The organism is Roseixanthobacter pseudopolyaromaticivorans (assembly GCF_043195145.2).
Taxonomy (GTDB): Bacteria; Pseudomonadota; Alphaproteobacteria; order Rhizobiales; family Xanthobacteraceae; genus NCEH01.
Window position 1 is genome coordinate 4995029 of sequence record NZ_CM195539.1, and the last position, 13242, is coordinate 5008270.

Annotated in this window: 15 protein-coding genes; 1 reads left to right on the plus strand and 14 read right to left on the minus strand. The window is 64.8% G+C overall.

The genetic code is table 11. The features are described from left to right. Positions 1–7 precede the first annotated feature (7 nt). From V5F68_RS23365 to V5F68_RS23390, 6 genes are all read right to left on the minus strand, one after another. Positions 8–166 (minus strand): hypothetical protein, encoded by a 159-nt coding sequence (locus V5F68_RS23365; protein ID WP_322432458.1) that lies wholly within the window; start codon positions 164–166, stop codon positions 8–10. 329 nt (positions 167–495) lie between these two features. Continuing rightward, on the minus strand, positions 496–900 hold the full coding sequence (locus tag V5F68_RS23370) for a single-stranded DNA-binding protein (RefSeq protein WP_322432459.1): 405 nt from the start codon (positions 898–900) through the stop codon (positions 496–498). Between the two features lie 712 nt (positions 901–1612). Beyond that, on the minus strand, positions 1613–2029 hold the full coding sequence (locus tag V5F68_RS23375) for a hypothetical protein (RefSeq protein ID WP_064331667.1): 417 nt from the start codon (positions 2027–2029) through the stop codon (positions 1613–1615). Positions 2030–2192: 163 nt separating this feature from the next. Continuing rightward, positions 2193–3131, minus strand: coding sequence for a DUF2493 domain-containing protein (locus V5F68_RS23380; RefSeq protein WP_322432460.1), 939 nt, complete (start codon positions 3129–3131; stop codon positions 2193–2195). A gap of 331 nt (positions 3132–3462) precedes the next feature. Continuing rightward, a complete protein-coding gene (locus V5F68_RS23385; RefSeq protein WP_394012934.1) occupies positions 3463–4506 on the minus strand; it encodes a DUF7146 domain-containing protein in 1044 nt (347 codons plus the stop codon). Then, positions 4506–8849, minus strand: a complete 4344-nt coding sequence (locus V5F68_RS23390) for a strawberry notch-like NTP hydrolase domain-containing protein (RefSeq protein WP_509274721.1) — start codon at positions 8847–8849, stop codon at positions 4506–4508. The genes V5F68_RS23385 and V5F68_RS23390 overlap by 1 nt, the downstream gene beginning before the upstream one ends. Positions 8850–9114: 265 nt before the next feature. Here V5F68_RS23390 and V5F68_RS23395 point away from each other — a divergent pair, with 265 nt between their 5' ends. Continuing rightward, a complete protein-coding gene (locus tag V5F68_RS23395) occupies positions 9115–9513 on the plus strand; it encodes a hypothetical protein (RefSeq protein WP_322432463.1) in 399 nt (132 codons plus the stop codon). 79 nt (positions 9514–9592) lie between these two features. Here the strand turns inward: V5F68_RS23395 and V5F68_RS23400 are convergent, their stop codons facing one another. From V5F68_RS23400 to V5F68_RS23435, 8 genes are all read right to left on the minus strand, one after another. Beyond that, positions 9593–10237: a DUF8835 domain-containing pootine gene (locus tag V5F68_RS23400; protein ID WP_322432464.1), complete on the minus strand. Its 645-nt coding sequence runs from the start codon at positions 10235–10237 to the stop codon at positions 9593–9595. Next, positions 10230–10646 carry a hypothetical protein gene (locus tag V5F68_RS23405; RefSeq protein ID WP_322432465.1) on the minus strand — a complete coding sequence of 139 codons (417 nt, stop codon included), beginning with the start codon at positions 10644–10646 and terminating at the stop codon, positions 10230–10232. Before V5F68_RS23405 ends, V5F68_RS23400 begins: the two co-directional genes overlap by 8 nt. Before the next feature lie 68 nt (positions 10647–10714). After that, positions 10715–10897 carry a hypothetical protein gene (locus tag V5F68_RS23410; protein WP_322432466.1) on the minus strand — a complete coding sequence of 61 codons (183 nt, stop codon included), beginning with the start codon at positions 10895–10897 and terminating at the stop codon, positions 10715–10717. A 9-nt stretch (positions 10898–10906) separates the two neighbouring features. After that, positions 10907–11308 carry a hypothetical protein gene (locus V5F68_RS23415; protein WP_322432467.1) on the minus strand — a complete coding sequence of 134 codons (402 nt, stop codon included), beginning with the start codon at positions 11306–11308 and terminating at the stop codon, positions 10907–10909. Between the two features lie 66 nt (positions 11309–11374). Next, positions 11375–11932 (minus strand): hypothetical protein, encoded by a 558-nt coding sequence (locus tag V5F68_RS23420; RefSeq protein ID WP_394012932.1) that lies wholly within the window; start codon positions 11930–11932, stop codon positions 11375–11377. A 186-nt stretch (positions 11933–12118) separates the two neighbouring features. Beyond that, positions 12119–12283 (minus strand): hypothetical protein, encoded by a 165-nt coding sequence (locus V5F68_RS23425; RefSeq protein ID WP_322432469.1) that lies wholly within the window; start codon positions 12281–12283, stop codon positions 12119–12121. Positions 12284–12659: 376 nt separating this feature from the next. Next, positions 12660–12956 (minus strand): hypothetical protein, encoded by a 297-nt coding sequence (locus V5F68_RS23430; protein WP_322432471.1) that lies wholly within the window; start codon positions 12954–12956, stop codon positions 12660–12662. Continuing rightward, positions 12953–13219, minus strand: coding sequence for a DUF6117 family protein (locus V5F68_RS23435; protein ID WP_394012931.1), 267 nt, complete (start codon positions 13217–13219; stop codon positions 12953–12955). Before V5F68_RS23435 ends, V5F68_RS23430 begins: the two co-directional genes overlap by 4 nt. Positions 13220–13242 lie beyond the last annotated feature (23 nt).

The window sequence follows — 13242 nt, forward strand, 5'->3', positions numbered from 1 at the left end:
AGGGAGCTTACGCTCCCTCCCTCGCCCGCTCCCGGCGCTCGGCCTCCGCGCGTGCGGCTTCGAGGCGTCGCAGCGTCTCGGCCCGCTCCTTGCGGGTGAGGATGCAGCGGTCGAACTCGGCGCGCAGCTCGGCGATTTCGGCGTAGATGTCGAGAACCTGTGTCATGTGAACCTCCTTTGTCTCGATGACGGAGGCGATTGTCCGGGCGTTGGAAGGACGGGTCAGGGATCGCGAAGCGACCGGAGAATCCGGCGTCTGGGGGAGCCGATTTTGTCGTCGTGCAGCGGCGGCAAAATTGGGGGCACCGGGCGTCCTTGACGCGGCCCGACTGCCGGTATGATCGGCTTCTCATTGAGAGAAAGACGGTTGGGCACAACGCTGCAACCGCGTTCAGCGACAGATGCGCGACGGTGGGGAAGCCCGGCGCGGCCGCGATCCGCCATGAGCATGAAGGAACCCGGCGGCTTGCGCCGCCGGGTCTTTGGACCTCCCGCTCAGAACGGGATGTCGTCATCGTAGTCGGGCTGCCCTCCGTTTTCGTTTTCGGTCTGCTTCGCCCGGCTCAGGAAATCGACCGTCTCGGCGATGATCTCGCATCCGTAGCGGTCGTTGCCCTCCTGGTCGGTCCACTTCGAGTAGTGGATGCGGCCGCGAACCAGAACCTTCATGCCTTTCTCGCAATAGTCCTGGATCGTCTTGCCGAGGCCGTTGAAGGCGGTGATCCGGTGCCATTCGGTGTCCTGGACCCGGTAGCCCTTCTCGTCCCGGACGACCTTGCCGTCCGAATAGCGGGGGCGCGAGGTGGCCAGCGTGAAGTGGGTGATCCGGGTGCCGCCCTGGGTGGTGCGGGTTTCGGGGGCCTGACCGATGTTGCCGGCGAGAATGACGATGTTCTGCATTGTAAGTCTCCGTTGCTTCTCGGAGGGACCATCCCTCCGACGAGACCCGGCCAAGGCCGTCGGGAGACTCCTGCACTGACGCCTTCGGCGGCAGCTTGACCCCCAAGGCCCCAGGTGGAGCGGGCAGCCGCGCCTGCGCGGCAACACGGCTGGGAGCTGCGGGGGTTGCTGGAGGAAACAGAACGGACTTAGGGGATCAGTCAGTCGGAGGGATTGGTGCCTCTGAAAGCACGAACACGGGGACGCACAGCAGAACCATCGTCCTTGCCGGCAACAGCGAAGAGGCAGGCCCCATGGACCTGCGCCGCCTTCGAAAGACACTCGTTCATCTCTCCTTCCGGCCACCCGCGCCCTTCCTCGGACAGGCTGGACGGAACGAGAACAAAGAGGCTACCGGGCTCGTAGACGCGGAACAGCGCCGCGTCGCCACTGTCGATGGCGGAAGGCTCGATCCACTCGACCTGCGGAAAGGTTCGTGAAGGTCTCCGCGGCCGTATCCACTTTACGAAATGAATGAGCTGGCTGGCAGGGCCTGTCTACGGCCTGCAGACCTCACGCCAACGACCGACTTCCTCAGCCGGACGAAGCGGGCCAAAAGCGAAGTATGGTGTGGGCAGCACTGTCGTGGCAGCCCATCAGTGCGGGAAATCCAAGCCCGGCGGCGCGAGCCGCCGGCTTTCTTCGCTAAGACCGGCGGATCGCGGCCGGTCCATTACCGAGAAAATATCGACACGCCGAGGGCGTTCAGATTGACCATGGCCGCGATGCCGATGAACAGACCGGCGCTGGCGGAAAGCAGATTGAGCATCAAGCCGGGGTCGATCGCGTTTTTCGCTACACCATGGATGAGCGCATAGCCGGCGATGACGGCCGGCACGGCGAAGACGGCGAGAGCGATCAGCCGCAGCGCCGGATTCCTGGCAAAGCCGAGAACCGCGAGTACGAGACCGATCGACAGCAATGCCGCGCTGACGGCGGCCAGCCCCGACAAGAAGATGCCGGCTCCAGCGCCCCAGGCATATTGGGCGGCCGACAGGCCAACCATGAACGGCAAAGCGTAGATCGCGAGATTGTAGGCGAAGACGCAGAAGGCGATCGTCAAGGAGATGGCGAGAAGGATGAGCGACATGGAAACCTCCACATGATCGGTTGAGGATCACGACAGGCTGCCTGTAGATACGCTCCGCCTGCGACTATGCTACTTTTCCGGTTCTGCAAGGATGTTTCATAAGAGCCATCAACCTCTCCGATAGTCAAGTATTGGCGGCCGGACCAGCCGCCAGAGGCGGCGCTTACGCGCCGCCGTCGAACTGCATGGTGGGAATGCCGAGCTTGCGGGCCTTGTCCGCGAGGTTCCCTTGAATGCCGCCACCGCCGAAGACGAGGACGCCCACCGGCAGGACTTCGAGCATCGTGTCGTTGCGCTTGTACGGGGCCTGTTTCGCCGGGTACTTCTTGAAGTCGGGCTCGAAGGCGATATGCGGCACCTTGCGGCTGTTTGCCCATCGGGCGGCGATGCGCTCTGCGCCCGTCTTCGCGCCGCCGTGAATGAGCACCATGTCGGCGTGCTTCGCCCGGACCTGATCGAGCTTCGCCCAGATCAGGTTATGGTCGTTGAAGTCGGTTCCGCCGGAGACGGCAACCTTCGGACCGGCTGGCAAGAGCACCTCGTTCTCAGCCCTGCATTTCGCGGCAAGGAAGTCGCGGCTGTCGATCATCGCGGCGGTGAGATTGCGATGGCTGATCTTAGAGCCGGTGCGGGGACGCCAGGCGCTGCCGGTGTGGTGCTCGAAGGCTTCGGCGGCAACGTCGCGGAAGAGCTCCATGCTGTTGCGCCGTTCGATCATGGTCTGGCCCTCTGCCGTGAGGCGTTCGAGCTCGACCGACTTCACCTCGCTGCCGTCCTGTTCCTTCTGAAGCCGGCGCTGCGCCCGCTCGTTGTCATCCAGTTCACGCTCCACCCGGCCGGTGGCGCGGTGGAAGAGATTGACGGTTCCCCAGAGCAGTTCTTCGAGATCGGGTTCGAGGCGGGTGTCGCCGAGCGTCGCGACGAGGGCGTCGAAGATATCCGCGACGGCGGCGGCGACGGCGTTTCCCTCCGGGAGCGGCCTCGGATCGGGTTCGTCCTGATACGGCCGCCAGCCGTAGAGCTGGAGTTCGGTGAGGAGATGATCGGTGGGGGACGAGGTGTGGTTCGGCTCGAAACCTGCGATATCGTCTTCGTTCGTCATCGGAAGCGTCCTTTGTCTGGAGACCGCGCCCATCGCGGCCTTCGCAGGCGTCGGAAGCCCACGGACGGGACGGCCTGGCAGTCCTCGCCTCTCGCGAGGACCTCGATGGCCAAGCCCGGCTATTTTGTTTCGCGCTGCAAAGGCGGGGCTCGCCCCGCCGGCGGAAAATAGCCGGGCGCCGCGCCATTGCCCGGACGGCCCGTTTGTGGGCCGATCGCCCTCTCAGAAGGCCGTGGGCGCCGCTCTCTCCGACTTCAAAGGATGATCACGATGATGAATGGAGACGGCAGGTGAAGACGCCTGGACCGCGCCTCTTCCCCCGCCGATCTCTTCACCCTTCCACGAAACGGTGGACGTCATCAGGATGAAGCTGCTCCATCAGGGTCGCCCGGAGGGCGTCGACGCCGCGCCAGCGCAGATCTTCGTTGAAGTCTTCGCGCATCGGTGACACCGAAATCGCCTCGATCCCGACGCCCTTTGCTCTGGCGACCAGGCTGTCTCTTGCGCCGTCCCCGGCCGGGTCGCGATCCCGGAGGACATAGAGCCTGCGCAGCGTCTCCGGAAACAGGACGGCAGCGAGGTGAGCTGCGGAGAGCGCCGCCATCATCGGCATGTGGGGCAGAACCTGACGGGGCGACAGCACGGTCTCGATGCCTTCGCCAGCCGCGAGCACCTCACTGGCAACGCCGAAGCGGACCCCGTGCCCGAGAAGGTCGCCCATCGCCCGCCGGGGTGACTCGACCGGCGCCTTGCCCGAACCGTCCGGGGCGAGCCAGGTGCGATGTGCGCCGGTCTGGTTACCGTGAAGATCGGTGACGGACGCGACGATCGCCGGCCAGATCTCGGTGGGCGAATGCTCATCGGGTTTGTAGTAGCACCGCGGATGGTAGCGCAGCGCGGTGGTTCCCAGGAGGGAGGTGATCGCCCGCCCGTTGAGGTAGATTTCCGCGAGTGTGCCGCCGATCGGCTGGGCCATGGCGAAAAGCCGCCGCGACGCTTCGGGCGAACCGACAGCGACGTTCGACGTCCTGCCGGTCGGCGTCCTCGTCATCTCCGGTTCGGGATGCGGGAGAGCGAGGAAGCGGCGTGCTTCCTCGGCCACGTCCTTGAAGTCGACAAGACCAAGCGTTTCGCGAATGACGTCGAGCAGATCGCCATGTTCCCCGGTTGCGGAATCCGTCCATTTTCCCGCAGCGCCCTTACCGGATTCAGGGCCGGTCAGCCGCACGAACATCGAGCGGCCGGGGTTGTTCTGAACGTCCCCGACAATCCAGTATCGTCCGGCGCGGTGGCCTGATTTCAGGTAATGGCGGCAAACCGCCTCGGCATGATGGCCGAGACGGGATGCGAGTTCGGAAGCATCGTGACGAGCCATCACGCAGCCTCCTTTTCGCCGATGCGGTTCACCGGCCAGCGGTCGAGCACCCTGGCGAGAACCACCGGGCCATTGGCATCGACCGGCACGAACATGCGCAGCTTCCACGAGATGATCTCGTGGAACAGGCCGTAGGCCGTGAGGCGCTCGCGCATTGTGTCGTCGAAGCCCGACAGCTCAATGCGATTCGCGCCCATGACGCGGACGCGGCGAAGCTGAAGACCCTCGGTAAGGTCGAGAATGGTGCGGCCGTCCATCAGAGCGGTGAACGCATCGTCCGGCGTGATCGCGGCCGCGCCGGTCGTGGTCGCATTCGCGGCCCAGGCTGGCGATACCTTTCGGCCGATGATGCGCTCGCCGTGGTCGGTCTGAAGCCGATAGACGCGAGTCGAGTCGTTCGGAAGCCGCTTCCAGATCGGCAGAAGCAAGCCTGTGACCATGTGGAGCGTCGCGTCGGTGAACTCGGGCACGTCGGCAATCTCCGTCTTCCATGCCGCCGCAAAGCTCTCCCCGTCAGTTTCGACCCAATGGGTCTCGGCCATGAAGCGCACCGGGATGTTGTGCGCCTCGGTCGGCCGGATCAGCCGGACACGACGCTCGACCTCGCCATCGTCGAGCATGATGCTGCTGGCGGGGATCTGAACGGCGGCGCGGCCGGAGCGCTCGTTGACGAGCAGCTTTGCGCGCGGATCGTCGAGTTCGGCGAGAGCGGCTTCGAGCGCCACCGGACGGTTGCGCTTGCGCTCGTTGATCGTGAGCAGGCTGGTTTCCGCGCCTGTGCGCGGATGGGTGTAGATCGTCTGCCGATCGACGACGACGAAGCTTTCGGCGCTCAGCGTCTCCAGCCCGGCGTCATAGGTGCCCGAAGCGATCGCGCCCTCGATGCGGGCGGTCAGGAGCTGTTCGAAGGCCGTGAAGAGGATGCCCTGAAGCTCGATGGTGAGCGCGAGCAGCCGGTTGAGGAACGTCGTGATCGGCGGTAGCTCGTCCTTGATGCCGGTCGAGTCCATCAGCTTCAGGCCGGTGGCGGACTCGAAACGGTCGAGCGAGCATCCCTCGACTTTGCCGCGCACCAGCAGCATGTAGAGCTGGCGGAGTGCGTCGCGGGCGTAATGGCTTTCCAGATTGTCCTCGGGGCGGAACAGCCCTTGGCCGCCGGTCTGGCGCTGGCCGCGGGTGATCGCGCCCAGCGTGTCGAGGCGGCGGGCGATCGTGCTGAGAAAGCGCTTCTCCGCCTTCACATTGGTCGAGATCGGCCGGAAGAGCGGCGGCTGCGCCTGATTGGTGCGGTGCGTCCGGCCGAGACCCTGAATGGCGGTGTCGGCTTTCCAGCCCGCCTCGAGCAGATAGTGAACGCGCAGCCGCGTGTTCTTCCCCGACTTCTCCGCATGATAGCTGCGGCCCGTACCGCCGGCGTCCGAGAAGACGAGCACACGCTTCTGGTCGTCCATGAAGGCTTGCGTCTCGGCGAGGTTGGCGGCCCCGGCGCGTGTCTCGACCACAAGCCGGTCGATGGTGACGCCTCCGCCGCGCTTGCGGACGATGCGGCGCGACCGGCCCGTCACCTCGGCGACCATATCCGTCCCAAAATGCTGGACGAGTTGGTCGAGCGCTCCGGGAACGGGAGGTAGGCTGGCGAGCTTTGCTATCAGTGCATCGCGGCGCGCGACAGCCTCGCGGCTTTCGACCGGCTGGCCGTCGCGATAGACCGGACGCGACGACAGATTGCCCTCCGAATCCGTGAACGGCTCGTAGAGCTGGACCGGGAAGGAATGAGCAAGATAGTCGAGAACGTATTCGCGCGGCGTGATGTCCACGCGGACGTCGTTCCACTCCTCGGTCGGCAGTTCGGCCAGACGCCGCTCCATCAGCGCCTCGCCGGTCGAGACGATCTGGATGACGGCCGAATGGCCCGCCTCCAGATCGGCGGCGATCGAGCGAAGCAGGGTCGGCGTCTTCATGCTCGTCAAGAGATGGCCGAAGAAGCGCTGCTTGGCGCTCTCGAAGGCCGAGCGGGCGGCGGATTTCGCCTGCATGTTGAGGGTGCCCGATCCGCCTTCGCCGCCACCGGTGATGTTGGCGGCCTGCATCGCCGCGTCCAGATTGTTATGGATGATGGCGAAGGCGCCGGCATAGGCATCGTAAATGCGAACCTGCTGAGGCGTCAGTTCGTGCTCGATGAGCTCGTATTCGACGCCGGCGAAGGAAAGCGAGCGGGCGGTGTAGAGGCCGAGCGCGCGCAGGTCGCGGGCGAGCACCTCCATCGCCGCCACGCCGCCGGCCTCGATCGCCTCGACGAACTCGGCGCGCGTGGCGAAGGGGAAATCCTCGCCGCCCCACAGGCCGAGCCGCTGCGCATAGGCGAGATTGTGAACGGTGGTCGCGCCGGTGGCGGAGACATAGACGACGCGGGCATTGGGAAGCGCGTGCTGGATGCGCAGGCCGGCGCGGCCCTGCTGCGATGCGGCGACGTCACCGCGTTCTCCCTTGCCGCCAGCGGCGTTCTGCATGGCATGCGCCTCGTCGAAAATGATCACTCCATCGAAGTCGGGCCCAAACCATTCGACGATTTGTTTGACCCTGGAAACCCTCTCTCCGCGGTCGTCGGAGCGCAGCGTGGCATAGGTTAAAAATAGGATGCCCTCGTTCAGCGTGATCGGCTTGCCCTGTGGGAAACGCGACAGCGGCGTGACCAGCAAGCGCTCCATGCCGAGCGCGCCCCAGTCGCGTTGCGCGTCCTCGATCAGCTTGTCCGACTTCGAGATCCAGACGGCCTTGCGCCGTCCCTGGAGCCAGTTGTCGAGAATGATCGCAGCCGATTCCCGGCCCTTGCCGACGCCGGTGCCGTCGCCGATCATGAAGCCCTGGCGCAGACGCACAGCGTCCTTGGCGTCCTCGGCCGCGGCGGTCAGCTTGTCGAGCGTGTCATCCACCGCCCACGTACCGGCGAGGAAGTCCGAATGCGCCTCGCCGGCATAGATCACCGTTTCGAGCTGCGCGTCGGAGAGGAGATCGACGACGTTCGCCGGCAGTGTCGGTCGATAGCTCGGCTTTGGAGGGGCGACGCTCGCCATGGCGGCCGACTGCACGAGCTGGGTCGGATGGGCCCGAGCCCCGGAAATCCGGATGGTCTGGAGCCCGTATTCCTCATAGATCGCGTCGGACAGACGACCGGCATCCGCTGGCGTCCAGTCGACAGTTTCGTAGTCGAGCGCAGCGCCCTCCGGCTCGGGATGCGCCACGGCGGGCGCGGCCCTTGCCGTCCGGTTGACATAGGCGCGGACGGTGCGAGGCGCGACCACGGGGACGGCGACGGCCGGATCGATCGGCAGGCGCGGCGGCAGATGCTCGGCCAGCCATCCGAGCAGCGTGGCCACATCTGGCGCGACGCCGGGCGCAGCCGGTAATACGGACGGGTCGTCTGCCGGCACCTTGTCGATGACGGTTAGCCGCGTCGGAAAGGTCGTGCCGTGCTTGGCATAGACGGAGCCGTTGATCGCGGCGGAGAAGACGACGCGGCCGCGTTCCTGCAGCCGGCCATAGGCTTCGGACCAGGCCGGAGTGTCAGGGGCGAAGTTGGCGCCGGTGATGGTGACGAGACGGCCGCCGGGAGCGAGACGCGCGAGCGCGGAAGCGACATGGCGGAAGGCAGCGTCCGCCATGCGGCCGTCGACATTGGCCATGGCCGAGAACGGCGGGTTCATCAGCACGACGGACGGCAGAATGCCGGTGTCGAGATGATCATCGATCTGCGCCGCGTCGAAGCGGGAAATGGACAGGGCCGGAAAGAGAAGAGAAAGGAGACCGGCGCGGGTCTCGGCGAGCTCGTTGAGCACCAGCGAGCCGCTGGCGATCTCGGCCAGGATGGCGAGGAGCCCGGTCCCGGCCGATGGCTCCAGCACACAGTCGGCGGGCGTGATGGCCGCCGCCGTCACAGCCGCGAGGCCGAGCGGGATCGGAGTAGAAAACTGCTGGAAGGACTGGGCTTCCTCCGAGCGACGCGTATGCGTCGGCAGCAGGCCGGCGATCTTGGCGAGCTGCGGCAGAACCGTCGCCGCAGAAGCGGATTTACGGAAAAGCGCCTTGCCGTATTTGCGTAGGAAGAGAACGGTCGCCGCCTCGCAGGCTTCATAGGCCGTTTTCCAGTTCCAAGCGCCGGTCGCGTCGGACGCACCGAAGGCGGTCTCCATCGCGCCGCGCAGCATGCCGGTGTCGACGCGCTGACCGCGTTCGATATGAGGCAGGAGAAGCTGCGCCGCAGTGAAGAGAGCGGCCGGGATGTCGGAATCGGGGACGATCGGAAGCGGCGCGGTGGCGGGTGCCGCCGCGGACACGGAAATCATCTTCATGGGAAAAGCCTCGGGAGAGCAGGACAGGATCGAGCCTGCGCAGCGCTCTCTCTCGACCGCACAGGCTCACATCCGTCCCGGCCTCGCTCTCCCTCTCATGCCATCGGCCAAATCGCCGAAAGCCGCCGATCGCGGCCTACGGTGCTCCGCCGTCACGTCGTCGCGGCAAGGACTTTGGTTTACTATTTGGCGGAAAGGATCTGAGGCGAACTCCGCCTCACAGATCCGGAAAATAAGAGTATTTTAGAGGAATAGGCTCGTGACTAATTCACTGCTCCCGCGAGCGCCGAGATTCTATTGGCTCGTTATCCTTGCGTTCGCCGTGTCGGGGATTACTTCCGACCTACCGGGTTTTGGTGAAGAGCATTGGTCAACCTCGGCCGCATTCCGTGGCTGCGTTATCGCGATTGCGGTGATCCTGGCGGTCCTGTCCGAGGTCTGGGACATCGCGCCCACCCTCATCATCAATGCCGAAGCGCGCTACCAGAACCGGCAGGCGCGCGAGGTCTACACGATCCCTGTCGTTTTCGATGCGGCGCGGACTCTCGTACCGGGGATATCGCGACTACGCGTTACGCGCACGGACGACAATCGCGCGATCCGGCCGTGGGCGCTGCGCTTCGAACACGCCGCGGATGAGCAGAAGGGTGAGTGGTAGCGCGGCCACTCCTGCCGGTGATGCGACCATTTTAAACATGACGAGAGCGCCCCGCCTGAAGTTGGGGCGCTCACTCGCTTCAGCTAAACCGGCTGCCAGATTCGGTGAAGGTGTACGCGTTGGCGATGATCGTGTCGTCGACCACCTCATCCGAGGACAGATATTCGTACTCGTGCTCAAGCTGGCGATAGAGCCAACGGGCGAGATCTCGCAGCGCCTCGATCACGATCTCCTCGGCGTCGGCGGTCATGTCCTGATATGTCGGGCTGTCGCGCTCGACCGAGATCGACATGCAATACTCATGATAGTAATGACCGCGATGGCTGGCTTCGGCGTGGAGCTGGTAGAAGTTTCTGCGCTGTACCGCCAGCAACGCGTCGGCGATCTCATGCAGCTTCGTGTCCCGCGGTGCGTAGGATCGGATTTCGGACGCTGCGTTCTTCCGGTAGGAATAATAGCATTCGAACGAGGCCCCATCGCCCTGGGACCAGAAGCCCGTGAAGAAGATGCGCGGCTCCTGACGGGTGCCGCCGCCCATGAGGCGAACGGTGCGGGTCTTGAAGCGGATTCCGAGAATTTCCGCGATCCGCTGGAAGTCTTCATAGACAGCATCATACCAGTCGTAATCAAACCCGCCTTCTCGATACCAGGCGCGGGCCCTGTCCTTTGCCGCATCGGAAAGCTCATTGAGCCGGTAGACCGTGGTTTTGATGATCTCAGGCATCTGGACCACCTCCACCAAGCATGTCGGCGAGCCAGCCATCGGTGTAGGTCCAGGCGACTGTGTCGCCGGTGGCGAGATCGATCACATGTGCGCCGCCACCAAAGCCGTCGACGCGCGGGCGCGAGCAGATGTTGGCATATTGGAAGCCCCAACGCCCGGTCAGACCGAACGCAGCAGCACACAGTTTGACGAACTGGATCAGGCGTTCCGGGTCGCCGGTGACGTCATCGCGCAACCAGAGCTTGGTGGCGCCGTGCTCGGGCTGGATCGACAGGAGGAAGCCGTCAGAAGGCGGTACTTCTGAAGCACCTTCTTCGGAAAGCTGATTGTAAAGGTCGAGGGCGCGAGCGGCGTTGTCGGGCGTGCCGACGTCGAGCAGGCAGGAAAAGTGGGTGAAGTAGTCGGTCATGCCAGGCTCCTGAAACGACAAAGCCCGGCGCGAGGCCGGGCAAGATGGGGAATGGGACGCCGGTGGCGTCAGAGACGGAATTGCAACACAAGCCTCCGAGCATCGGCGTGGTGGCGAAGCATCTCGCGATAGAAGTGCTTGCGCGCGTCCCTGCTGGCCGGGTCTCGTCGGGCGGATGGAGCCAGCTTGCGGCTGGCGGCGCGGTCGCTGTCCCACACGCGGAGTTCAAGGCGCAGATAGGCCGCATACATAGGTGCCTCCTAGACGTTGATGCGTTCGCACAGCGCGTCGATCTGTGTGAGATCAAGGCCGGCGTGTGCATCGTCGTCGGTGAGGACGCTCCTGAGCGGCGGGTCGATGGGTCCGCGTGCAAGGGTGAGCTGAAGAAGCCGAAGGCCCGCCAGCAACGCATCGCGTTCCTGCGCGGTGACGCCGATGGTCAGGAACGCCTCGACGGTCTCGCCGCTTTCGAGCAGGCGCACGCCGCTGTGCTCGTCGATTTCGTAGTCGTCGAACTCCTGCACATATCCGGTGGCGAGCCACTCGCCATCGTAATGGACGCTCGTGGCGAGTGCTCGCGCCTCCTCGGGCGTGTCGGCTTGTAGGACGGTTTCATAGTAGACGAAGGCGTCATGGCCTTTGCTGACGACAAATTTCGGCATGGGAAACTCCATAGGATTTGCGCCCGGTAGAATGCCGGGCGAAGGGGATCGAAATTGCAGGGTGGTTCAGGCCGCCTGCGGCAGCCGAAGCAGTTCTGCGGCGGTCTCGCGCCAGACCGGATCGACCAGCCGCGCTTCGAGCAGCGCTGCGCGGAACCGAAGATCGCGGGCGGTTGCGTGATCGCCTTCACCGGATGCGGCGAAGACCAGGCCGCGCAGGCGGCTGGCCTCGATGACGATGCGACGGGCCTCGCCATCACTGGTAACGGGCTGCTGCCACAGGATGATGCCCGCACGGATCTCGCCTGCGAGCACCAGGCCGAGCGCGTTGTCCTGAACAACGATCAGGCGTGGCGTGAAGCGCAGCGCGGTGCCGTCGCCGATGCGGATATCGCCTTGCGAGACGCGGATGGCGGCAAGGACGATGGCGTCCTCCGGCGATGCAGCCTCGCCGAGCGAGACGCTGCGGTCGCGATAATCAGCATCGGTGGCGCCGGCATAGCCGACTGTGCCGAGGCAGGAAATGCGCAACGGGAACTTCTGCATCGGCTGGAATCCGGGCAGCGCCCGGTCAGCGATCATCCGTCCTGTTGGGGCGATGGTGGAATGGTTGGCATGGGTCATCGGGATCAATCCGCGACGGGCGCCGGGAGCCTCTCTCTCAGCATCCAACCCGTCACAGCCAAAGGCCCGGCCTCTTCCTCTCTCCCCGCCGGTGCGGTCGCCGGCGATGGATCGGCCACCGCAACGCTGAAGACCCGGAGGCGTTCTGCGCGTTCCGGGCCTTTGGGGATGAGGCGCTTTCGCGCCTCAGCTCCATGGGTCGAGTTCCAGTTTCACCATCTCGTCGTCGCCATCGAATTCGTTGGCGGGGCAAGCGCCGTGGGTTCCGTCCCCGGCCTGGAACACGACGATCGCGACCATCAGTGTGGTGGCGAGGCTGGCGGCGAAGGCGGTGGCATCTGCGTAGGACATGGGTTCCGGCTCCTGTCTCTGGGGGCGGGGGACCATCCCCCGCGACAGGCGCCCGAAGTGTCTGAACAGATCTGCAATCACCCTCGCGCGTTCGGGCATGTCCCGAATCCGCGAGGGCGGCACGCTCGCGTAAGCCGACCCTTCACGGGTTGATTGATAAGGAGAAGGCTCAGACCAAGGTCAGCGAATGGATGCGGGGGTGGTGCTCTGCCTTCGACAGCATGCCGGAAACCCGTCGCAGTTGCGTCGCCGCGCCAGCCTCGGCGGGACGGTCGATGTCAGCCTGAGTTTCTGGCCGGGCACGGAATCAATCCCCATCGCAGACCGGAGATGGCGGCTTCGGATGTTAGACTGGAGCTCGACCCGGATGATGCAATCAGTTCCAATGCCCTTCGGCGATCTCGCGGACGATCAGGGCGCGAGCATTCAGCAGCAGATCATCGCCGGAAGTATCAATGTGGCCGTAGAACCGGGCGCGGGCGCCATTCCGGGTCCAGTCGGCGTAGTAGCAATATTCGCGGGCATCGAGCCGGAAAGCCCGCGCATCCTCGGCCCAATGGGGCTTTGGTTCCACGACGACGGTGATGCCGTCGCAGGCCTCCTCCCACGGAAGCGAACGCTCCGCGGGAGGATTGCGGCGGTCTTCGTCGAAGATGTCGTCGACCGTCATCATGATGTGCCTCCATCGGCATTCCCGATGAAGCCGTTCGGATCATCGGGATCGGGCGGCAGGTAGGCATCGTAGGGATTGCCGTCAGCGAGATGGCCGAACGGCGTCATGACGAAATCGCCGTCGTCCGCGCGGCCTACGGCGCAGAGCACATAGCGGCGATCGCCGGTAACGGCATCCAGGCACTCCATGAGTGCGAGATTGCCGTCGCCGGCGGCGCGCAGCAGCGTGTTGAAGTTGGTGCGGGCATAATCGGGAATAGCCATAGGGTTTCTCCAGAAACGAAAAT

What these genes read in the sequence shown, in the direction of transcription:
- V5F68_RS23435 (WP_394012931.1), bottom strand. Translation starts at nt 13,219, where the DNA reads ATGGCTATTCCCGATTATGCCCGCACCAACTTCAACACGCTGCTGCGC.
- V5F68_RS23385 (WP_394012934.1), bottom strand. Translation starts at nt 4,506, where the DNA reads ATGGCTCGTCACGATGCTTCCGAACTCGCATCCCGTCTCGGCCATCAT.
- V5F68_RS23410 (WP_322432466.1), bottom strand. Translation starts at nt 10,897, where the DNA reads ATGTATGCGGCCTATCTGCGCCTTGAACTCCGCGTGTGGGACAGCGAC.
- V5F68_RS23425 (WP_322432469.1), bottom strand. Translation starts at nt 12,283, where the DNA reads ATGTCCTACGCAGATGCCACCGCCTTCGCCGCCAGCCTCGCCACCACA.
- V5F68_RS23400 (WP_322432464.1), bottom strand. Translation starts at nt 10,237, where the DNA reads ATGCCTGAGATCATCAAAACCACGGTCTACCGGCTCAATGAGCTTTCC.
- V5F68_RS23430 (WP_322432471.1), bottom strand. Translation starts at nt 12,956, where the DNA reads ATGATGACGGTCGACGACATCTTCGACGAAGACCGCCGCAATCCTCCC.
- V5F68_RS23370 (WP_322432459.1), bottom strand. Translation starts at nt 900, where the DNA reads ATGCAGAACATCGTCATTCTCGCCGGCAACATCGGTCAGGCCCCCGAA.
- V5F68_RS23390 (WP_509274721.1), bottom strand. Translation starts at nt 8,849, where the DNA reads ATGATTTCCGTGTCCGCGGCGGCACCCGCCACCGCGCCGCTTCCGATC.
- V5F68_RS23405 (WP_322432465.1), bottom strand. Translation starts at nt 10,646, where the DNA reads ATGACCGACTACTTCACCCACTTTTCCTGCCTGCTCGACGTCGGCACG.
- V5F68_RS23420 (WP_394012932.1), bottom strand. Translation starts at nt 11,932, where the DNA reads ATGACCCATGCCAACCATTCCACCATCGCCCCAACAGGACGGATGATC.
- V5F68_RS23415 (WP_322432467.1), bottom strand. Translation starts at nt 11,308, where the DNA reads ATGCCGAAATTTGTCGTCAGCAAAGGCCATGACGCCTTCGTCTACTAT.
- V5F68_RS23365 (WP_322432458.1), bottom strand. Translation starts at nt 166, where the DNA reads ATGACACAGGTTCTCGACATCTACGCCGAAATCGCCGAGCTGCGCGCC.
- V5F68_RS23380 (WP_322432460.1), bottom strand. Translation starts at nt 3,131, where the DNA reads ATGACGAACGAAGACGATATCGCAGGTTTCGAGCCGAACCACACCTCG.
- V5F68_RS23375 (WP_064331667.1), bottom strand. Translation starts at nt 2,029, where the DNA reads ATGTCGCTCATCCTTCTCGCCATCTCCTTGACGATCGCCTTCTGCGTC.